The sequence below is a fragment of the Shimia aestuarii genome (assembly GCF_900114635.1).
Taxonomy (GTDB): Bacteria; Pseudomonadota; Alphaproteobacteria; order Rhodobacterales; family Rhodobacteraceae; genus Shimia; species Shimia aestuarii.
On record NZ_FOTQ01000004.1, the window covers coordinates 63840 to 82494 of the forward strand.

General features: G+C 58.6%; 20 protein-coding genes and 1 tRNA gene. 6 read left to right on the forward strand and 15 right to left on the reverse strand.

All coding sequences use genetic code 11. The features are described 5' to 3' along the window. Positions 1-18 precede the first annotated feature (18 nt). From BMZ35_RS11290 to purB, 5 genes are all read right to left on the reverse strand, one after another. On the reverse strand, positions 19-561 hold the full coding sequence (locus tag BMZ35_RS11290; RefSeq protein WP_093093965.1) for a tetratricopeptide repeat protein: 543 nt from the start codon (positions 559-561) through the stop codon (positions 19-21). Between the two features lie 77 nt (positions 562-638). Beyond that, the gene (locus BMZ35_RS21300) at positions 639-800 is read right to left on the reverse strand and encodes a carbohydrate-binding module family 14 protein (protein ID WP_110680249.1); all 162 of its coding nucleotides are present in this window, start codon (positions 798-800) and stop codon (positions 639-641) included. A 282-nt stretch (positions 801-1082) separates the two neighbouring features. Continuing rightward, positions 1083-1232 (reverse strand): carbohydrate-binding module family 14 protein, encoded by a 150-nt coding sequence (locus tag BMZ35_RS20915; protein WP_165610061.1) that lies wholly within the window; start codon positions 1230-1232, stop codon positions 1083-1085. Positions 1233-1281: 49 nt separating this feature from the next. Beyond that, positions 1282-1452 (reverse strand): hypothetical protein, encoded by a 171-nt coding sequence (locus BMZ35_RS20920; RefSeq protein ID WP_165610062.1) that lies wholly within the window; start codon positions 1450-1452, stop codon positions 1282-1284. Positions 1453-1611: 159 nt separating this feature from the next. Beyond that, a complete protein-coding gene (purB, locus tag BMZ35_RS11300) occupies positions 1612-2916 on the reverse strand; it encodes an adenylosuccinate lyase (RefSeq protein WP_093093967.1) in 1305 nt (434 codons plus the stop codon). A 510-nt stretch (positions 2917-3426) separates the two neighbouring features. Between purB and BMZ35_RS11305 the strand changes: the two genes are divergently transcribed. Both BMZ35_RS11305 and BMZ35_RS20770 read left to right on the forward strand, forming a co-directional pair. Continuing rightward, complete coding sequence (locus BMZ35_RS11305) at positions 3427-3972, forward strand: hypothetical protein (RefSeq protein ID WP_093093968.1); 546 nt, start codon at positions 3427-3429, stop codon at positions 3970-3972. 11 nt (positions 3973-3983) lie between these two features. Then, entirely contained in the window at positions 3984-4247 is a 264-nt protein-coding gene (locus BMZ35_RS20770) for a hypothetical protein (RefSeq protein ID WP_131814367.1), read from the forward strand. On the opposite strand, the gene BMZ35_RS11310 is transcribed toward BMZ35_RS20770, so the two are convergent. Then, positions 4248-5465 carry a bifunctional alpha/beta hydrolase/OsmC family protein gene (locus BMZ35_RS11310; RefSeq protein ID WP_093093969.1) on the reverse strand — a complete coding sequence of 406 codons (1218 nt, stop codon included), beginning with the start codon at positions 5463-5465 and terminating at the stop codon, positions 4248-4250. Positions 5466-5573: 108 nt separating this feature from the next. After that, a complete protein-coding gene (dddP, locus tag BMZ35_RS11315) occupies positions 5574-6917 on the reverse strand; it encodes a dimethylsulfonioproprionate lyase DddP (protein WP_093094179.1) in 1344 nt (447 codons plus the stop codon). Positions 6918-7041: 124 nt separating this feature from the next. On the opposite strand from dddP, the gene BMZ35_RS11320 reads away from it, so the two are divergent. Together BMZ35_RS11320 and BMZ35_RS11325 are read left to right on the forward strand one after the other, a co-directional pair. Beyond that, positions 7042-7788 carry a heme-dependent oxidative N-demethylase family protein gene (locus BMZ35_RS11320; protein ID WP_093093970.1) on the forward strand — a complete coding sequence of 249 codons (747 nt, stop codon included), beginning with the start codon at positions 7042-7044 and terminating at the stop codon, positions 7786-7788. Between the two features lie 91 nt (positions 7789-7879). Further along, a complete protein-coding gene (locus tag BMZ35_RS11325; protein ID WP_093093971.1) occupies positions 7880-9082 on the forward strand; it encodes a class I SAM-dependent methyltransferase in 1203 nt (400 codons plus the stop codon). 6 nt (positions 9083-9088) lie between these two features. Here the strand turns inward: BMZ35_RS11325 and BMZ35_RS11330 are convergent, their stop codons facing one another. From BMZ35_RS11330 to BMZ35_RS11345, 3 genes are all read right to left on the reverse strand, one after another. Beyond that, entirely contained in the window at positions 9089-9574 is a 486-nt protein-coding gene (locus tag BMZ35_RS11330) for a flavodoxin family protein (RefSeq protein ID WP_093093972.1), read from the reverse strand. Between the two features lie 750 nt (positions 9575-10324). Then, positions 10325-11731 (reverse strand): type I glutamate--ammonia ligase, encoded by a 1407-nt coding sequence (glnA, locus tag BMZ35_RS11340; protein WP_093093974.1) that lies wholly within the window; start codon positions 11729-11731, stop codon positions 10325-10327. 36 nt (positions 11732-11767) lie between these two features. Next, positions 11768-12106: a P-II family nitrogen regulator gene (locus BMZ35_RS11345; protein ID WP_093093975.1), complete on the reverse strand. Its 339-nt coding sequence runs from the start codon at positions 12104-12106 to the stop codon at positions 11768-11770. 174 nt (positions 12107-12280) lie between these two features. On the opposite strand from BMZ35_RS11345, the gene BMZ35_RS11350 reads away from it, so the two are divergent. Then, positions 12281-13921 (forward strand): NAD(P)H-hydrate dehydratase, encoded by a 1641-nt coding sequence (locus tag BMZ35_RS11350; RefSeq protein ID WP_093093976.1) that lies wholly within the window; start codon positions 12281-12283, stop codon positions 13919-13921. 53 nt (positions 13922-13974) lie between these two features. After that, a tRNA-Leu gene (locus BMZ35_RS11355) sits at positions 13975-14059 on the forward strand. A gap of 79 nt (positions 14060-14138) precedes the next feature. Here BMZ35_RS11355 and BMZ35_RS11360 read toward each other — a convergent pair. Genes BMZ35_RS11360 through BMZ35_RS11380 form a run of 5 tightly spaced genes read right to left on the reverse strand, consistent with a single transcriptional unit; the run spans position 14139 to position 18547 of the window. Next, on the reverse strand, positions 14139-14885 hold the full coding sequence (locus BMZ35_RS11360) for an SDR family NAD(P)-dependent oxidoreductase (protein ID WP_093093977.1): 747 nt from the start codon (positions 14883-14885) through the stop codon (positions 14139-14141). After that, positions 14882-15463 carry a DUF3833 domain-containing protein gene (locus tag BMZ35_RS11365; protein ID WP_093093978.1) on the reverse strand — a complete coding sequence of 194 codons (582 nt, stop codon included), beginning with the start codon at positions 15461-15463 and terminating at the stop codon, positions 14882-14884. Before BMZ35_RS11365 ends, BMZ35_RS11360 begins: the two co-directional genes overlap by 4 nt. An 8-nt stretch (positions 15464-15471) precedes the next feature. Beyond that, on the reverse strand, positions 15472-16500 hold the full coding sequence (locus BMZ35_RS11370) for an SAM-dependent methyltransferase (RefSeq protein ID WP_093093979.1): 1029 nt from the start codon (positions 16498-16500) through the stop codon (positions 15472-15474). Continuing rightward, entirely contained in the window at positions 16500-17252 is a 753-nt protein-coding gene (locus BMZ35_RS11375) for a DUF1365 domain-containing protein (RefSeq protein ID WP_093093980.1), read from the reverse strand. The genes BMZ35_RS11370 and BMZ35_RS11375 overlap by 1 nt, the downstream gene beginning before the upstream one ends. Beyond that, positions 17249-18547, reverse strand: a complete 1299-nt coding sequence (locus BMZ35_RS11380; protein WP_093093981.1) for an NAD(P)/FAD-dependent oxidoreductase — start codon at positions 18545-18547, stop codon at positions 17249-17251. The genes BMZ35_RS11375 and BMZ35_RS11380 overlap by 4 nt, the downstream gene beginning before the upstream one ends. Positions 18548-18655: the final 108 nt, after the last annotated feature.

The window sequence follows — 18655 nt, forward strand, 5'->3', positions numbered from 1 at the left end:
AAACCCTCAACGCGTTTCTCAGAAGTTGTAGGTCACGCCAGTCTCGATGGCCGCGGCCAACGATTGTTCCGCCCAAGTTCCGGCTCCGCCCCGTTTGCGGATCTGCACGAGTTCGCTGCGCGCGAGAACAAGGTCGCCTGCTTCTACGTGAGCCTGCCCTTTGTAGGATCGGGCAAGGTAATTATCGGGATTTGCCGAAAGCGCTTTTTCATAGAAAGCCATGCCAAGCTCTGCATGCCCCATTTTCCGATGGGTGAAGCCCCAATAGGTCAAAACCCGGTCTTCATTCTGATTGGACATCGCCGACAGGGCCCGCTGCGCATTTTCCAGCTGACCTGCATAGGCGAATTCACGCACTGCTCCGTACAGCACATCATCTCCCAGGTGCGCGTTGTCCGGGTTCACACAGCGTTTTTTCTTTTCGCTCCAGACCTTGCCCTTCTTGCATTCCTTGGTGGTCTGCGTCGGTTGTGGGGCCGGTTCGTCACCGCCCGCCGCGAAAGCAGAGAAGGGCACAAGGCCCACGATGGCAAGTGCAGAAAGGGAGGTTCTCAAATTCATCTCAATTGTTTCCTTAACGCAAATATACCAGGGGCGGTCCTTGCGCCCGCATATGAACTTCATCAGGCAGGCAGTTCTTAGCTAGAAACCTGCTCTACACAGCTACGGCTGGATGCATCCCAAACCTTGCCCTCGCCACAGGACATGACTTGCTGCTCTTGGCTGGAACACCCAATTGCATAAGCGGTCACAGGCATGACCACCATGATCATTGCCAGTGCCATTTTTCGTATCATCATGACGACCTCCGAATTGCGTGTGCCGCCAGACTAACATGGTTGCGGCCCCAGCCAAAATCACGCGCGCGTCAACGCCCGTTGCCCCAGATGCATTTTTGATCCCGCGGGTCCCAATAGCTGCCAGGCGCGCATTTCTTGCGCTGGTCGGCGCTTGCCGCGGTCGCGAGAATTGAACCGGCCAAAAGGGCTGTCACGAGCGTCGCATTTAACAACTTGGACATCGGAAGTCTCCATGGTTTCGTGGCGCAGGTCGAGTGTTTCGTGCCATTCGCCTATAGATGTTCAGATCCAGTTCTCGGCAACGCATTTCCCGGAATCAGCATCATAGAAAAAGCCGGCCGGGCAGGATTTTTCATTGCCTTTGCCGACGCCGGTTTTGGTGTTTGCGCCGCCCGCCAGAGCGACCGACGGCAGCGTCAGGGACAGGATCAATAGCCCAGCTGCAAACATGCTGTGGGGTTTGCCGCACCGGAATGTCATCTTACCGTCCGTTCCCCGACATGCACATATTTTCCGACGCGTTCCACCAGTACCCATCATTGCAGTTTTCCTTGATGGCATCCGAATGGATCGTGAGTGGTGTGCTGTGCAGAGGCTCCGACAGAACAGGAGTGGCGACGAGAACAGCCGTGAAAATAAGGGGAATGCGCATGATGTCTCCAAGAGTTTAAGGGTTATTGAACTCTATACGAAGAGGCTCATCTGCCGGATCACCGCAGCTGATCACCTATGCATCACGTTGGTGTCATCACAGGAAAAAGGGCCGCTGCACAGCATGTGCAACGGCCCCAAATCTCGGCTGCGGTGAGGCTTACTCGCCAAACACCCGCTTGAAAATCGTGTCGACATGTTTGGTGTGATAGCCCATGTCGAACTTTTCGTTGATACCATCTTCGCCAAGCGCAGCCACAACTTCGGCGTCCGCCAGCAGCAGTTCGCGGAAATCGAGACGCTCTTCCCAGACCTTGAGCGCGTTGCGCTGGACCATGGAATAGGCGTCTTCACGGCTCACGCCGGCCTGGGTGAGGGCCAGCAGAACGCGCTGGGACATCACAAGGCCGGGGAACTTGTTCATGTTGTCGAGCATGTTCTCGGGGAAGATCAGCATTTTGTCGACCACGCCAGCCAGACGGTTCAGGGCGAAATCGAGTGTCACGGTGGCGTCGGGGCCTATGCCGCGTTCCACGGAGGAGTGCGAGATGTCGCGCTCGTGCCAGAGGGCCACGTTCTCCATCGCCGGGATCACCGTCATGCGCACGAGGCGAGCCAGGCCAGTGAGGTTCTCGGTCAGCACCGGGTTCTTCTTGTGCGGCATAGCTGACGAACCTTTCTGGCCCATCGAGAAGAATTCCGCACCTTCCAGCACCTCGGTGCGCTGCATATGGCGGATTTCAACGGCAATGTTTTCGATCGACGAGGCGATCACACCGAGCGTGGCAAAGAACATTGCGTGACGGTCGCGCGGGATAACTTGCGTGCTGATCGGCTCGGGGCGCAGCCCCAGTTTCTCGCAGACATGCTCTTCCACGGCGGGGTCAATATTGGCAAAGGTGCCAACCGCACCGGAAATCGCGCCAGTGGCCACTTCCCAGCGGGCTTTTTCCAGACGGTTCTTGTTGCGGTCCATCTCGGCGTAGAAACGCGCGAAGGTCAGCCCCATGGTCGTGGGTTCGGCGTGGATACCGTGCGAGCGGCCCACGCGGACAGTGTCCTTGTGTTCCAGCGCGCGTTTCTTCAGCGCGGCCAGCACCTTGTCCATACCATCAAGCAAGATGTCAGCGGCGCGCACCAGCTGCACGTTCAGGCAGGTGTCCAGCACGTCGGAAGAGGTCATGCCCTGGTGCACAAAGCGCGCCTCCTCCGAGCCGACATGTTCGGCAAGGTGGGTGAGGAAGGCGATCACGTCATGTTTGGTAACGGCCTCGATCTCGTCAATGCGCTCCACGTCGAATTCCACATCCTTGGCTTTCCAGACCGCATCCGCGTTTTCCTGCGGGATCACGCCCAACTTGGCCATGGCATCACAGGCATGCGCCTCGATTTCGTACCAGATGCGGAACTTGGTTTCAGGTGACCAGATGGCAACCATTTCGGGGCGGGCATAGCGAGGGATCATGTCACGGCCTTGTGTATTGGGAGCAATTGCGCGCGGTTTAGACTGTCAGCATCGTCGCGGCAAGGCAGGAGCGCACACATGAGACGGATTGCCCTTGTTTTGATGGTCTGGGCTGGGAGCGGCAAGGCGGACGACTGGGTGCCACTTCGCCGGTAGGACCTGACGTGTTTCCTGAACGATCAGGTGGTGGAGTACGACGCGTCCTGGCAAAGGTTTTATGCCTCGGGCCGAACGCTTTACAATGCGGGTAAGGAAAGTTGGGGGTACTGGACCGAGCGCGATGGTCAGTATTGCAGCCAGTGGCCGCCAAGCGGCATTTGGGACTGCTACGGGGGCGAAGGTCGTGGCGCAGATGACATAAGATTTGTTGGCAAGGTTGGCTCCGTTTCAAAGGGGCGGAGACGAAATTCACCTTGATGGAGGCGACTGCAAGGCTGGACAGGTGGCAAACACCGTCTAGTATGGTCCTCGTTCGAGGAATGCAATTGGTGGGAAAGTATGAGAAAAATCATGAATTTACAGGGAGTACTTGCGCTGATTGCGGGTTTCATGCCTGTGAGTGCAGCGGTGGCGGATACCCCGGTTCATTACAGGGATGGAAGCGAGACCATCTTCAGCGTGGACGTGCCCGATTTTTGGACCGTGCGTGTTGGGGGATCTCGCACATTAACCCCACCGGGCGAGGACGCGTCCCGCGATGTGGAGCGTGTTATCGGGCTTGAACCGGAAAGCGATAGCGGCGTCTGGGTTGGGTTTGTCGTGCCTGAAGGCCTGCGTACGCTGGATGAAGCGGCGGACTATGCCCGTTCGCTGGCTCCGCAAATCGCCAAGGACACCGAAGTGACCGAGTTCGAGTCCCGCCGTATCGCGGGTTACCCCGCGCGCGTGTATCGCGGGACGGGTCGGCGCAATGGTACGACGGTGCATTTCACGGTTTCGCTCATCGACCTTCCCAACGGAAGCGTGATCTTCAGCATGACGGCGCTCCATCCGGGATACAGGGCAGATGCGCTAGAGGATGTGAACGCGATCTACAATTCCATTCGGACGCGGTGAGAGAGATGCAAATGAAATCCAATCGAAAATTCCTTTTGCGCGCGATGGGTCTCACGTTAGCGGGGGGGCTGGTCCTGTCGGCCTGCGACGATCCCTACGTGTCCGGTGGCGCCCATGTCGGAATCTATTACGACTCGATGATGTGGAACGACTATTATCGCCCGAAGCCACCACGGCCACCCGGGCGCCCGGAGCACCCGATTGCCCCGCCACCACGCCCAGTGCACCCAATTGCGCCAAGACCGCCCGTGGCCCGTCCGATGCCGCGTCGTTGATCAGGGAACGGCCAGTTCGGTGATCACCCGGCTGGCCCGCTCCAAAGTCTGATGTACTGGACATTTGTCTGCGATTTCAAGCAGTCGGGCACGCTGGTCTTTATCCAGCGGCCCGACAAGGTGAACGACACGGCGAAATGTATCCACCTGGGCTGACTGCCCGGCTTCTGCATCGCGCGCATGTAATTTGTCATGGCTGACATCGACCCAGACATGTTCCAGAGGCCAGCCTTTGCGGCGGGCGTACATACGCACGGTCATGGAGGTGCAGGCGCCAAGCCCCGCCGACAGGAAGCCATAAGGGGTCATCCCGCGATTGGTCCCGCCATAGGCCAGCGGTTCGTCGGCGAGCGCATGATGGTGCGGACCGGCATTCACATCCTGCAGGAAGCCGTTCGGATCAGCTTCGGAAACGCGCACAATCCCTTCCGGGGCGCCCGGTGGTGGGGCCGGCGGACGAAGGTCAAGATAACGCCGGCTCCATGCCGCGATGACCTTCGCAACATATTCGGCGTCTTCCGCATCGCTGATCAGGTGATCGGCTTTGTCCAGTGTCACAAAGCTCTTGGGGTGTTTTGCCGTTCGGAAAATCTCGGATGCGTTTTCGATTCCTACAATGTCGTCCTGCGGGGCGTGCAGAACCAAAAGCGCACGGTGCAGGTTGGCGATGGCAGGGGCAAGGTTTTCTGCCGATACGTCTTCGAGAAAGGAGTTCCGGATCGTGAATGGGCGTCCGCCCAGATCGACTTCTGCGGCACCGTTCAGCCGGATCTCTTCAAGTGCCGCCCCGAAATTGTGGGTGACGTGGCCGGGATCGAAAGGGGTGCCAATCGTCGCGACGGCCCTTACGGTTTCAAGGCTTGCTGCTGCTCGCAATACTGCAGCGCCGCCGAGGCTGTGCCCAATCAGGAGCGAGGGCGCCATGCCCTGTGCTTCGAGATGCGATGCCGCAGCCAAAAGATCCGCCACGTTGGTGGTGAATGTGGTGTTGGCAAACTCCCCCTGGCTGTGCCCCAATCCCGTGAAATCGAACCGCAGAACGGCAATCCCCATCGCCGAGAGACGGGCCGAGATACGGCGTGCGGCGGCGATGTCCTTGGAACAGGTGAAACAATGCGCAAACAATGCACTTGCAAGGAGAGGACCTTCGGGCAGGTCCAGTCGCGCGGCAAGCGTGTCGCCATTGTGACCGGGAAACGAGAGGCGTTTAGTGGGCATGGGCCGTCCTTTAATCTGCACCCCGCCAAACTGCTACGCGCCGTCCCTGTGTCCAAGGGCCGTGTCAGCATTCTCACGCCATGGTGACGAAATGGGAGGCGCCGTGTATCATGACTCTCCCATGAGGACAGGATCAAAAGGATATGTTGTCAGGTTCTCGTAGCCATCTTCCGTGATCAACACCTGGTCTTCGAGTTTGATTGCGAAATCGCCGCCTTCCTCCCCGACCAGCGCCTCAACACAAAGTACCATCCCTGGCTCGAGCGGATAGTCGAAGGCCCCTGGCACAGCCTTGTCGGAATAGGCAACCAATGGCCATTCATCGCAAAGGCCCACACCATGCATCAGGCAGCCGTATTTGTGGTTCCAGAACTTATCGTCAAGCTTGTGCGCGTTGGCCGTCAGTTCAGGAATGGTCACCCCCGGCTTGAGCATCTCCATGTTGGTCATGATATGCTCATGTGCGTGGCGCATGGCGTAGATCATTGAGTTCGTTGGCTTCTGGTCGCCGATCCACCACGTTCGGCTGATGTCGATGCAGATTCCGTAAGACCCGATCAGATCCGTGTCAAACGCGACGATCTCATTATTTTGGACGATGCGGGGCCCGCATTCCTGGAACCAGGGGTTGGTTCTTGGACCTGATGCGAGAAGGCGGGTTTCGATCCATTCACCTCCGCGGCGAATGTTTTCGGCATGCAGAACAGCCCAGATGTCATCTTCGCTAGTATTGCCTAGGGGGACGTTTTCGCGAGTAAAACGCTCCATCTCGAAAACAGCGGTCTCGCAGGCATGATGGGCGCAGCGCATGGCAAGGATTTCATCCGCCCCTTTGACCGCGCGGGCCTTTTCCGTGACCTCTTCACCTTCCATGATCTCCAGTCCCTGCGCCTCGAGCGCGCGTAGCCCGTGAAGCATGACCTTGTCCACGGCAAGCCTCTTGTTGCTCGGAGCATGCTCCTGCAAAAGCGCGCGCACTTCATTCGAGAACGCATCTGCGGCCACGTCAATCTTGTCGCCCCGGTCGAAATAGAACAGGTCGGCGCCCGAACGAACTTCGCGCACCAAGGGGTTGAAACTGCTTAGGAAAGGCGCGTTCTTGTAGTCCCAGATGACCATGTATCCGTCGGCGCAAAGCAATACGGCGCGGAACGGATTGTGCGTGTTCCAAAGCTGCATATTGGTACTGTCGGTGGCATAGCGGATGTTGAGCGGATCAAACATCAGAAGACCGGCATAGTCTCGATCAACGATATGTTGCGTGAGGCGCTGCCAACGGTGGCGGCGCATGGCTGGAAGGTCGGGAAGCTGCAAACCCGCCCCTGCCCATTCGCCGAACGCCAGTCGCGTCGGGCCGATTTCGATCCGATCGCCGTCATTTGGCGTGTTATCGCCCAGGACTGCACCACGGGTCGGGTCAATCTTGCGAATGTCGCGATAGTGGTCGTTCATCATGGCCTCCCATTTTCCCACAAGGCCAGTCTGATCTGGCGAATCATCAAGGTCGTGCCTGTTTCCGACGCGGGATGTCCGTTTTGGGATGCAGGGCGGATGGCGCGCGGCTAAGAAAGGTCTCATGACGGAGATTTTGCAGACACATATCCCCTATGACGCCTTTGCCGAAGTGGCCTTGCCAGGCATTTCGCCGATGAAAATGACTGACTGGCTGATCATCGACGAGGCTTATGCCGGGCAAATGGCGTTGCGAGAGGAACTGCTGGCAAGGCGATGCGGGGATGTGCTTGCACTTGATGAACACGCTTGCGCTGCGGCAGCAGAGCTGTTGGACGTGATCCTTGAGCTGCTTGAGGAGAAGGAAGGGTTCTTGGTGTCCGGCACGGTTGTGACATGTCCGGATGGACGAAAGGTCACCCTTGATGGTCAGGACCCTTTAGGCTCTGTCGCGCGGCTTGTGCAGGAGGACATTTGTATCCTGCAGCGCCAAGGAGATCAGCACGTGCTAACGGGCGCGGTGTTGTGCTTTCCGGCCAGCTGGTCTTTGTCCGAGAAATTCGGAAAACCGCTGACGGGAATTCATGTGCCGGTCGACAGTTATGACGACAACATTGCGCGTCGTGTTCAGCGCCTGTTTGATGGAGTGCGGGTAGAAAGGCCCATGTGGCGCAAGAATTTGCTTTGGTACAACAACCCCGACCTGTTTCAGCCTCGCAGCGAAAACGAAAGACGCACGCCCGTGGACAAAAGCAGCGCGCCGTACTTGAGATCCGAACGTCAGAGCATACTCCGTTTGCCCCGGAGTGAGGCCGTTGTGTTTTCCATTCACACCTTCGTCGTCGCCCGTGAAAACGTGGCGACAGAATGAGCGCTCCTCTGTATGCCAGTTTCTGTCCGAAACAGGCTTGGCGCCGGATCGACGCTCTGCAAATGTGGCACCTGACAGTCAGGGGAACGGAATGAGCATTACCGAACAATACGACACCTACCCATACCCAGCCCGCGATCCGAAAGATGAGCGTAAAAGGCTGGTTCGTGGGTCGCCGTCGCATCCTGTCGAGATGGATCATTTCCTGTTCGGAGGCAAACGCAACTGGCGCGCGCCCATTCGCATTCTGGTCGCTGGTGGTGGCACCGGGGATGCACTGGTGCAACTGGCGCAGACCCTGACGAGCGCCAAGCGGCCCTATGAAATCACTTATCTGGACCTGTCGACCACAGCGCGCGAGATTGCCGAGGCTCGAATTGCCGAACGCAGGCTTTCAAACGTCACCTTTCACACGGCCAGCCTTTTGGATGCGCCGGATTTTGGGACGTTCGATTACATCGACTGTTGTGGCGTACTTCATCATTTGCCCGAACCGGATGAGGGGTTCCGGGCCTTGTCCGCAGCCTTGTCGCCCGAGGGTGGCATGGGTTTGATGGTCTATGCGCCATATGGACGGGCAGGGGTCTACCAGTTGCAATCGGCATTTGGCACCTTGTCACAGGGAATGTCGGCCAAGGATCGGCTCAAGCTTGGAAAAGCAGTTCTCAAGGCCGTGCCGGACGCGCATTCTTTCAAGCGAAATCAGGTGCTTGTGGACCACAAAAAAAGTGATGCGGGGTTCTACGATCTGCTGCTGCATTCCCAGGATCGTCCCTACACAGTAGGCGAACTGGCTGAGGCTTTGAGGCTAGCAGATCTCAAGCCTGCCGGTTTTCTTCCGACAGCCCAGTATGATTTGGACCGGCTTTTGCCGGAAGGTGTTGAGCGCCCGGACGGCATGGACATCATTGCGGCCATGGACGTGGCCGAAAAACTGCGCGGTACAATCAAGACCCATGTCGTTTATGCCGTTCCAGCCGCGCGCGACGTGCTCCACGCCAACCCGAAGGATCCTTGGGCGGTTCCGCATTTCAAGAGCCTCGCTGGGCCGCAACTTGCCGGACTGGTGGCCAAGAAAGGCAAGATCGTGCTCGATTTCCAGACGGAAACCGCCGTTCTCAAACTGCCGAAAGAAGCTGCGCAGATTGTGTCTTTGGTGGACGGGCGTACGCCGTTGGGCGCTCTGCGTGAACGCACCGGACTGGACGAGATGCTGTTTGCCTCGCTCTGGGGCCGTGTTCACGACGCGCTTGTTCCATGGAACGAACTGAACTATTCCAAGCTACTGGTCTGAGAGAACTCAGAACACCCCAAGCGCCAGTCCCGCGGCCATTGCCGCGCCAAGCTCTCGGCAGGGGGCAAGCTCTTGTTCTTCAAGGGTCTTGGGCGCGAGTATCGCCTCCGGTGTCTGGGCGTCAGTGTTCACGATCAGGGGGGGCTGCACCTCTCTGAGCCGCCAGCCTGTAGCGATCCGTGCCAATTGCCGGGCGGCACCCTGACCGTCTGATCCGGCACAAATCATCTGGGCATACGGGCTCCCCTCGACACGACCCAGAACCGGGTAATAGCAGCGGTCGAAAAAATCTTTCATGATCCCTGAAAGCGTGGCGAGGTTTTCAGGTGCGCAGAAGATATATCCGTCCGCTCTGAGCACGTCTTCCGGCTTAGCTGCGTCGGCCGTCATAAGAGTGGTTGGGGTTTCTCCAAGGGCAGCAGAAAAGGCGGCCTCTGCCATCTGCCGACTACCCCCAGTGCGGGAATGATAAACAATGAGCAGTTCGGGCATTGAGGTTCTTTCCAGCGTTCTTCCAGCGCAGGATAGCAATCTCGGGACGAAGGGGAAGGGCGCGGATTCATAGCTTCGAAAGTAATGCGCCAGGCTGATTTTGCACTTGGCAAATTTCGGTTCTGTGCCCGGGATCGCCATTCGGTGAAGTTGTAGATGGTATTCGCTTCAACCCGTACAGGCTTTTATCGTTCTTGGTTGCGGCGTGCTGATATTTCTGAATACGTCCCAGCCACGAGGAAGACGCCGCCAATTATCGTCAGTACGAAAATCATTCCAGAAATCCACTCGAAGAACACAAGCGTTTGGATCAATTCACCGATGAGCGTTGGAAGGTTGTGACACGCTGTTCCGATCCCACACCCGACGGCCTTCAATAGAAGTGTTGGACCCGCCCCAACCAGAATCAGCAAAACTCCGATGAGAAGCAACTTGCGACCCACCTCACTTCTAAAAAGTTGTTCCAACACCAGATGCAACTCCAACTTTGGAAGTCAAAAATCGGACCTTAGGATGACCGGCATGTTTGTTGATATCAAGGTTTCGAGCGAACGAATGAACGGACGCCATCCCGCGACGGCGAGCTACCAACGGGACAGGATCAAATCAGGCAAGCGACACTGCAGTCCGATAGCTCACATCCAATTCAACCGCCTGCACAGCCGCGCGCAGCGGACGTTTTGTGAGACCAAGCCATATGAAAAGGGCGCCCCAAAAGGCGCCCTTTGTTGTTGAGCAAAACAGTCTGACTTAGCAGCTGTAGTACATGCCGAACTCGACGGGGTGGGGGGTGTGCTCGTAGAGCTGAACCTCTTCCATCTTGAGTTCGATGTAGCCTTCAATCTGGTCCTTGGTGAACACGTCGCCAGCCAGCAGGAAGTCGTGATCGGCTTCAAGGGCTTCCAGTGCTTCACGCAGGCTGCCGCAGACGGTCGGAATACCGGCCAGTTCTTCGGCGGGAAGGTCGTACAGGTTCTTGTCCATGGCTTCGCCCGGATCGATCTTGTTCTGGATGCCGTCAAGACCAGCCATCAGCAGAGCGGCAAAGCAGAGGTAGGGGTTCGCCGACGGATCGGGGAAGCGGGCTTCAACGCGCTTGGCTTTGGGCGATTCAGTCCACGGAATACGGACACAACCCGAACGGTTACGAGCCGAGTAGGCGCGCAGCACAGGGGCTTCAAAGCCCGGGATCAGACGCTTATAGGAGTTGGTCGACGGGTTGGTGAAAGCATTCAGCGTTTTTGCGTGCTTCAGGATACCACCGATGAAATACAGCGCTTCCTGGCTGAGGTCGGCGTATTTGTCACCTGCAAACAGCGGCTTGCCGTCTTTCCAGATCGACATGTTCACGTGCATACCGGTGCCGTTGTCGCCATAGATCGGCTTGGGCATGAAGGTTGCCGACTTGCCGTAGGACTGGGCCACGTTGTGGATGACGTACTTGTATTTCTGCAGTTCGTCCGCCTGTTTGGTCAGCGTGTCAAAGATCAGACCCAGCTCGTGCTGACAGGACGCCACCTCGTGGTGATGCTTGTCGGTTTTCATGCCCAGACGCTTCATCGTCGAGAGCATTTCCGAACGCAGATCCTGAGCATCGTCGGTCGGGTTCACGGGGAAGTAACCACCCTTGAGGCCCGGACGGTGACCGGTGTTGCCCATTTCGTACTCGGTGTCGGTGTTCCACGAGGCGTCGATTGCGTCGACTTCGTAGGAAACCTTGTTGATCGAGTTCGAGAAGCGCACGTCGTCAAACAAGAAGAATTCTGCTTCCGGACCCATGTAGGCCACGTCACCAATGCCCGAGGACTTCAGGTAAGCTTCGGCTTTTTCGGCTGTGCCGCGCGGGTCACGCTCATAGGCTTCACCAGTGTCGGGCTCAACGATCGAGCAGTGAATGCAGATGGTTTTCTCAGCATAGAACGGATCCACATAGGCCGACGTGGTGTCGGGGATCAGTTTCATGTCGGAGTTTTCAATCGATTTCCAACCAGCGATCGACGACCCGTCAAACATGAAGCCTTCTTCGAGGAAGTCTTCGTCCACGAGGTCCACGTCCACGGTCACGTGCTGCAGCTTGCCGCGCGTGTCTGTGAAGCGAATATCGACATAGGCGGCGCCTTCGTCTTTGATCATCTGGAGAACTGCGTCTGCGCTCATTCTCTTTGTCCTTCTGATTACTGGAAAGGGTGTGGGTTAAAGCGCGTCCGGGCCGGATTCACCGGTACGGATGCGGATGGCTTGTTCGACGGGACTGACAAAAATTTTGCCGTCGCCGATCTTGTCTGTTTTGGCGGCATCGACGATCGCTTCGATCGCGCCGTCCACCTGGTCGTCATCCAGAACGACCTCAATTTTAACCTTGGGCAGGAAGTCGACGACATATTCCGCGCCGCGATAAAGCTCGGTATGGCCCTTCTGGCGCCCGAACCCTTTGACCTCGATGACGCTCAGACCCTGAATGCCAAAGTCCTGCAGCGCTTCCTTGACCTCATCGAGCTTGAACGGCTTGATAATTGCCTCGATCTTTTTCATCTGGAGATGCCTCCTCACCTGATACCTTGGCAACGCTCAGATCACTTTCATTGGCGGCCTACAATTGGCTATGGTGACGCGGACGGGGCGTATTGCAGGGATTTCATGTGTGTGCCTAAAAATTAGGCAGTACGCTCGAAAAACGCGCTGAATTGAATCGCAAGGGATTTGGAAATGAGCGAATTACTCACCGCTGCACAAATGCGCGCCATTGAAATGGCGGCCATCGAGTCGGGCGAAGTGACGGGTCTGGAACTGATGGAGCGGGCCGGGCGCGGGGTTGTAGAGGCGATCTTTGAGGAGTGGCCGGAGCTGGCCAAGACGTCGCAACGGGCGGTGGTTTTATGTGGTCCCGGCAACAATGGCGGCGACGGGTTTGTCGTGGCGCGGTTGCTGAAAGAGTGGGGCTGGGAGGTGGAGGTGTTTCTCTATGGGGACGCCGAGAAGCTGCCGCCGGATGCGAAGGTGAATTATGTGCGGTGGCGTGAGATGGGGGAGGTTGGATCCTATCCCGATTACGACAAGCGAGAAACCTGGCAATGTGATCTACTGGTTGATGCGCTTTTTGGAACCGGTTTGACGCGCGGGCTGCCTGACCTTGGTGAGCTGTTCTGGAATCTGGATGACATGGTGGATTGCTTTGAGATTGAGTTCGGGCATGAACTTGGCCGTCCAGCCGTCGTGGCGGTAGATATTCCAAGCGGTGTTTGTGCCGACAGCGGCCGCGATTTTCCCAACTCGGACGATCACTTTCGCTTTTCGGCGCGCGCCCACATGACTGTGACGTTTCACTCCAAAAAGCCCGGTCATTTATTGAATGATGGTCCAGTGGGATGTGGAAAAACTGTTGTCGCAGACATTGGCTTGTCCAGAAGCGATGAGCCGGGCTCTTTGTCTCGGCAGACGCTGATAGAGAAGCATGGGGAACGCTGGTTGGGGCGTGTCATAAGCCGTGCTGTCGAGCCTCCACTTAGTCCATACTTATCAAAGGAAACGGACGAACATAAATACGCCCACGGCCACGCGCTGGTCCTCTCCGGCGGGGTCGGCAAATCCGGTGCGGCGCGGCTGGCGGCGCGGGGGGCGCTGCGGATTGGGGCGGGGCTGGTAACGCTCGGCGTGCCACCAAGCGCGCAAATGGAAGTTGCCAGCCAGATCACCGCGCTCATGCTGCAGCGGGTGGAAGGTTCCGAAGGGCTGGAAAGCGTTTTGGAAGACGCGCGGCTCAACGCACTTTGCCTTGGGCCGGGGCTGGGTCTGGCGCGAGCGCGGGAGCTGGTTCCAGTGGCAGTGCGTGCCAAGCACGCACCCGACGTGGTTTTGGACGCGGATGCGCTGAGCGCTTTTGCCGATGAACCGGCACAATTATTTGACCTATTGCACGAGCGCTGCGTGCTGACCCCGCATGGCGGCGAGTTCAAGCGGCTTTTCCCGGATATCCATGCCAAGCTGGTCGAGGTGCCGACCAAGGGGCCGGCCTATTCCAAGGTGGATGCCACGCGCGAAGCGGCAAAGCGGGTAGGGTGCACTGTTCTGTTCAAGGGACCGGATACAGTGATCGCAGACCAAATGGGACGGTGCAGCATCAATTCCGCGCATTACGAGCGCAGCGCGCCTTGGCTTGCAACGGCTGGTTCCGGGGACGTTCTGGCCGGTTTTATCACGGGGCTTTTGGCGCGGGGATTCTCGACCATGTCGGCGGCGGAAACCGGGGCTTGGCTGCATGTGGAATGTGCGCTGGAATTCGGGCCCGGCCTGATAGCGGAGGACCTGCCCGAGCAACTGCCCGCAGTGTTTCGGAAACTGGAGCTCTAGACGCATTTTCTGCTCGCATCCCGCATTTGGCTTTGCTAAGACGCGCGAACCGTGCGGGTGTGGCGAAATTGGTAGACGCACCAGATTTAGGTTCTGGCGCCGCGAGGCGTGGGGGTTCAAGTCCCTCCACCCGCACCACGGTTTCTCGGATTTTCGAACCGTATTTATTACGGAAAACACCTGTTGGTACGACGTCGGTATTGCGTCGGTGTTGGCATCAGCTTCCTTGGCGAAATAGCGTTTGGAACCAGGGTAGCGGCACATGCCGCCCGATGGTGAAGAGCCATGAAAAGGGCGCAGGAAACGAAGTTGAGAACCTGCGCGTTTTCATGGCCCGGACACAGTGGTCCGCAGCCTTTTCCGGCGACATGAGCATGGGCATTTCGAAGCTGTTTTTGTCTGTAAGGCGGGTGCGGATGAAGCCCGGGTTCAGACATTGAACGCGAACGCCCGTGCCGCGCAGGTCGGCACGGAGGTTCTCGCCCAGATGCATCAGCGCGGCTTTCGACGCCCCATAGCCGATCGCGCCGGGCAGGCCGCGATGGCCTGCAAGGGATCCGATCAGGACAACATGACCCTCACCGCGCCGGGTCATGGCAGGCACCACGTTGCCGAGAATGCGCAGCGCACCTGTAAAGTTGACCTCGACCATCTGCTCCACGGCTTCGGTGTCCCAAGCCTGCGCCGTCATCGGATCATAGGCCCCGGCACAATAGATCACCCCGTCCGGCAGTCTTTTGCCCCGGATAACTGCCATCCATGTGTCCCGCACCGAGGACGGGTCGGTGACATCGAGCGGACACGCCTCTGCGTTCGGCAAACGCGCCGCAAGGTCCGAGAGCTTTTCGGCACTCCGGGCGGACAAGATAAGATGGGTGCCTTCGCGGGAAAGGGCAGTCGCCAGCGCGCGCCCAAGCCCTTCGGATGCGCCGACAATCCAATAGGTTTTTCTGTGAAGTTTCATTCGGCGGCGCGCACTGATTGCTGTTCGGACGGATTGGGGCGCATGGTGGCCACGAGTTCCGCGACCTTTATGCCGAATTTGCGCATTTGCGAGCGGTTGATGATGGTGCCGTTCTCAGTGAGATAGAGCCAGTCGGTGACTGACAGCACATGACCGCCGGCTTCTTCGGAAAGGCGAATTCGATAGGTCATGCGCACGGACGCGCCGCTCACGATGCCCTCGGCGATGCCAATCACGTCATCGGCCGTGGCTGTGAAACGCCCGTTTTCTCCAAGGACCAGCCGCCATTGCCGGGATTGGGTGTTTCCTGTGGAGTAAGTGAAATGTTCGTCAAGCGTCCCCGAGTCACTGGACCAGTTACCCTGCATCTGCGCCACGAACCGGCTGGCCACGCGCCCGAGCGGCCCGTAGATGACACCTTCGCAAAGGATGGCGCCGTTCAGATGGGTTGCAAGGTCGAATGCGGGGCCAGAATCGGCATAGTGCTCAGGTTTTTGCGCGGCAAAGCCGATCGTCGTGCGTCCGATCAACACCATGGCAATGATCAGTGCAACTGCGATTATCCAGAAGAAAGACATGGTCATCCTCATGAGCTGCGGGCCGAAGCGCGGTGAGACAGGGCAAGCTGCACCACATCATTCTGGCCGGTTCGGAAGCGCGCGGACCGCGTCGCCAGCGCGAAGCGCCACTCGCGCTGTAACTCCAGATCAAACCCCAGGTGGGACAGACGCGCAGATTGTTTCGCCAAACGATCCTGCCAGTGTGCCGCGGTACGGGCGTAGCTTTCTGCGAAGGCGAAGCTGTGGCGCACCTGCAGGCCAGCGGCATGGATCATCCCGTTCAGGTGCGCTTGGCTGGGTGAGTCATGTGAGGCTCGAGGTGCGGTCACCACCTGCAGGACAATGCGCCCACCCTTGGCAAGACGTGACCGGAGAGACGCCAAATAGCGGCCCCAAAGACGAGGCGACAGGCCATTGAGCTGTTCCAGCGAAACGATATTGTCGTAGATGGCGGTCTCACGCAGGGGGTCCTGACGGCGGATGTCGGCCCGCCCGTCAAGCCGTGCATCCGCGTAGCCCTTTTGGGCCGCAGACTGGGTCAGGCCCGTCACCTCATGCCCGACATTGGCCGCGTGTTCGGCCATTGCACCCCAGGCGCATCCGACGTCCAAAAGGCGCGTTCCCGGTGCCAGCATGCCCAGTATTCGATCATGGTTGCGTTTTTGAGCGCGCGCGAGATCCGTTTCGCCAGGCGCAAAAAGTGCGGAAGTGAAACTCATCCCGGGGTCGAGCCAAGGTTGGAAAAACTCGTTGCCAAGACCTTTTGGAATCTTTGGGCTGGCCCTGAGCTGCACTTGGAAGGCATGTGGGTTTGACAACAGAACGTGAGTCAACGTGGGCAAATCCGGGCTATCCCAGAGCCCGGCAGCGAAGGTCTGCGCAAGGGAGCGCGTACTGAGAGCGGACCAGTCGTAGACATGCATCTCGGCTGCATCGCTGCCCTCGCCAAACTCAAACCGTTCGCCTTCCGGTGTCGTCAGTCGCAGTGCGCCGTCAGAGATGGAAGCACAGGTGTTCAGAAAACGGGTCTTGCGGTGTTTGGTGAAGATGGACATCAGGAGATTTCCTCGGACGGAGGGGTCGGGCGGGGGCGCCAGAGGGCGCCCTTGAGTTTGAGTTTCAACGCCTGCCAGTGGATCAGGGCAACGGTGCGGATGGTGCCGAATGGCCGCCGCAGCGTTGCGCCAAGGATGGCCAGGTTGGAGAGGCGGCGACGCGTACCGCAAAGCGTCGCGACGACGCCTTCGGGACCATTGCGGAACAGGATGCGGATGGCGATCCGATCCGGCTGAACAGAAAAGGAAAAGGTATAGTCTCCGGCGACGTCCTGAAACGGGGAGACGTGCATGCGTTTGGTGGCCCGGGGGGTGTCGGAAGGCGTGATCGGGGCAAAATCGGGCAGGTGGGTCAGGTAAGAGTGCCGGTCCTTGAACGGGGTAGACACTTCGGAGATAACGGCGACGATATTGTCCCCCTGCATGGCCAGCCAGAAGCTGACCGGGTTGAAGACATGTCCGAGAAAGCCCGGCTGTGTCAGGAGGCGCAACTCGTAGCTGTCCGGGGCAAGACCGCGCAGCTTGAGCGCGTCGCGTGCCCATGCCGCGCCGCGCCCGGCACCGAGCGCGCCGCCATGGGCGCGGTCCTGAACTGAGATCAGTCCAGGGCGGTTGCGCCCGAATAGCCACGGGCCGGCGCTGCTGTCCGGATCAATCAGCACGAAATCCACGCCGTAGCGAAAACTGTTCCTGATGGAACCACGGCGCGTGTGGGTCGTGACACCGCGAATGTGTTCGGGCCAGACAATCATGCCGGGAGCCTGTGCGTCTGATCCATTTCGTCCATCTGGCGTACGACACGGACCGCGCTTGCAAAGCCGTCTTCATGAAAGCCGTGGCGGGTATAGGCACCAGCGAACCATGTCCTGTTCCGGCCCTGCAGCGCGTGCAACGCGCCTTGCGCCCGTATCGCGTCGGTATCGAAGACCGGGTGGCGGAACGTATTGTGGTCATAGACCATCTCGTCCGGGATCGGCTCGGAGGGGTTGAGCGAGATGAACATGGGATCGGTTTCCGGAATGCTTTGCAGGCGATTCATCCAGTAGGTCACGCCAATGGCGGGTTCCGGTTTCGTGGTGTCCGCCTTGTAGACCCAGCTTGACCACACGCTGCGCCGCTTGGGCATCTGGCGGGAATCGCGGTGAAGGAAGATTTCGTTGTCCTGGTATCTGAGCGGGGATAGCGCGGCCCGTTCCGAAGCGTTGGCATCCGACAGCAGGGCGAGGGCCTGGTCGGAATGGCAAGCCATGATTACTTGATCAAACTGTTCGGGTTCGCCACCACGGGTCGACACGGATACGCCGTCGGGCCCACGTCTGACGGACGTCACCGGTGTTCCGGGACGAAGCGCCACGCCGCGCCCGCGCAAGTGGTGGGTCAGGCGGCTGACATATTCGATCGAGCCGCCCTTGACCGTCCACCATTGATGTTGCTCGCGCGCGGACAAGAGGGAGTGATTGCGAAAAAAGCGCACCAGAGCCTGCGCTGGAAACTGACGGATGCGATCTGTCGGAGTGGACCAGATGGCCCCGCAAAGTGGCGTGAGGTAATAGCGCTGGAACCATTCCCCGGTACCCAGTTCATCCATGAGGTCGCCCAGCGGTGTCAGATCATCGCGGGCCAGTTCTTCGGCGCGGGCATTGAAACGGAGGATGTCGCGCACCATCCGCAAGAAACCCGGGCGCGCAAGGTTGCGGCGCTGTGCGACCAAAGCTCCGAGAGATTGAACGGAATACTCGACGCGGCCATTGTCGACCGATGCGCCAAAGGTCATGTCCGACTTGATCACCGGAACGTCGAGATCGGAAAACATCCGCGTCAGGTGCGGATAGTTCGCGTAATTGAACACGATGAACCCTGTGTCTACAGGCTGATCCCCATTGCGCCCGGCGATCACGGTGCGTGCGTGCCCGCCAAGGCGCGGCGCCGCTTCGAAAAGCGTGACCGCGTGGTGTGGCGCCAGAAGGTATGCCGCGGCGAGACCGGATATACCGCCGCCAACGATGGCAATGCGCTGCGGCTGAAAGGAAAGGGCGTCGAAAGACATGGAAACTCCGCTCGTTGATCAATGGGTTTACGCGTCTCAATGCAGGACAGATCAAAAAATGATCCGGGTTTTTGTTGCGTCCGTAGAGAGTGTATGCTGACACTGAGC

What these genes read in the sequence shown, in the direction of transcription:
- BMZ35_RS11360 (WP_093093977.1), bottom strand. Translation starts at nt 14,885, where the DNA reads ATGAAACTTCACAGAAAAACCTATTGGATTGTCGGCGCATCCGAAGGG.
- purB (WP_093093967.1), bottom strand. Translation starts at nt 2,916, where the DNA reads ATGATCCCTCGCTATGCCCGCCCCGAAATGGTTGCCATCTGGTCACCT.
- BMZ35_RS11325 (WP_093093971.1), top strand. Translation starts at nt 7,880, where the DNA reads ATGAGCATTACCGAACAATACGACACCTACCCATACCCAGCCCGCGAT.
- BMZ35_RS20920 (WP_165610062.1), bottom strand. Translation starts at nt 1,452, where the DNA reads ATGCGCATTCCCCTTATTTTCACGGCTGTTCTCGTCGCCACTCCTGTT.
- BMZ35_RS11370 (WP_093093979.1), bottom strand. Translation starts at nt 16,500, where the DNA reads ATGTCCATCTTCACCAAACACCGCAAGACCCGTTTTCTGAACACCTGT.
- glnA (WP_093093974.1), bottom strand. Translation starts at nt 11,731, where the DNA reads ATGAGCGCAGACGCAGTTCTCCAGATGATCAAAGACGAAGGCGCCGCC.
- BMZ35_RS11320 (WP_093093970.1), top strand. Translation starts at nt 7,042, where the DNA reads ATGACGGAGATTTTGCAGACACATATCCCCTATGACGCCTTTGCCGAA.
- BMZ35_RS11375 (WP_093093980.1), bottom strand. Translation starts at nt 17,252, where the DNA reads ATGATTGTCTGGCCCGAACACATTCGCGGTGTCACGACCCACACGCGC.
- BMZ35_RS11330 (WP_093093972.1), bottom strand. Translation starts at nt 9,574, where the DNA reads ATGCCCGAACTGCTCATTGTTTATCATTCCCGCACTGGGGGTAGTCGG.
- BMZ35_RS11350 (WP_093093976.1), top strand. Translation starts at nt 12,281, where the DNA reads ATGAGCGAATTACTCACCGCTGCACAAATGCGCGCCATTGAAATGGCG.
- BMZ35_RS11305 (WP_093093968.1), top strand. Translation starts at nt 3,427, where the DNA reads ATGAATTTACAGGGAGTACTTGCGCTGATTGCGGGTTTCATGCCTGTG.
- BMZ35_RS11310 (WP_093093969.1), bottom strand. Translation starts at nt 5,465, where the DNA reads ATGCCCACTAAACGCCTCTCGTTTCCCGGTCACAATGGCGACACGCTT.
- BMZ35_RS20770 (WP_131814367.1), top strand. Translation starts at nt 3,984, where the DNA reads ATGAAATCCAATCGAAAATTCCTTTTGCGCGCGATGGGTCTCACGTTA.
- BMZ35_RS11290 (WP_093093965.1), bottom strand. Translation starts at nt 561, where the DNA reads ATGAATTTGAGAACCTCCCTTTCTGCACTTGCCATCGTGGGCCTTGTG.
- BMZ35_RS21300 (WP_110680249.1), bottom strand. Translation starts at nt 800, where the DNA reads ATGATGATACGAAAAATGGCACTGGCAATGATCATGGTGGTCATGCCT.
- BMZ35_RS11365 (WP_093093978.1), bottom strand. Translation starts at nt 15,463, where the DNA reads ATGTCTTTCTTCTGGATAATCGCAGTTGCACTGATCATTGCCATGGTG.
- dddP (WP_093094179.1), bottom strand. Translation starts at nt 6,917, where the DNA reads ATGAACGACCACTATCGCGACATTCGCAAGATTGACCCGACCCGTGGT.
- BMZ35_RS11345 (WP_093093975.1), bottom strand. Translation starts at nt 12,106, where the DNA reads ATGAAAAAGATCGAGGCAATTATCAAGCCGTTCAAGCTCGATGAGGTC.
- BMZ35_RS11380 (WP_093093981.1), bottom strand. Translation starts at nt 18,547, where the DNA reads ATGTCTTTCGACGCCCTTTCCTTTCAGCCGCAGCGCATTGCCATCGTT.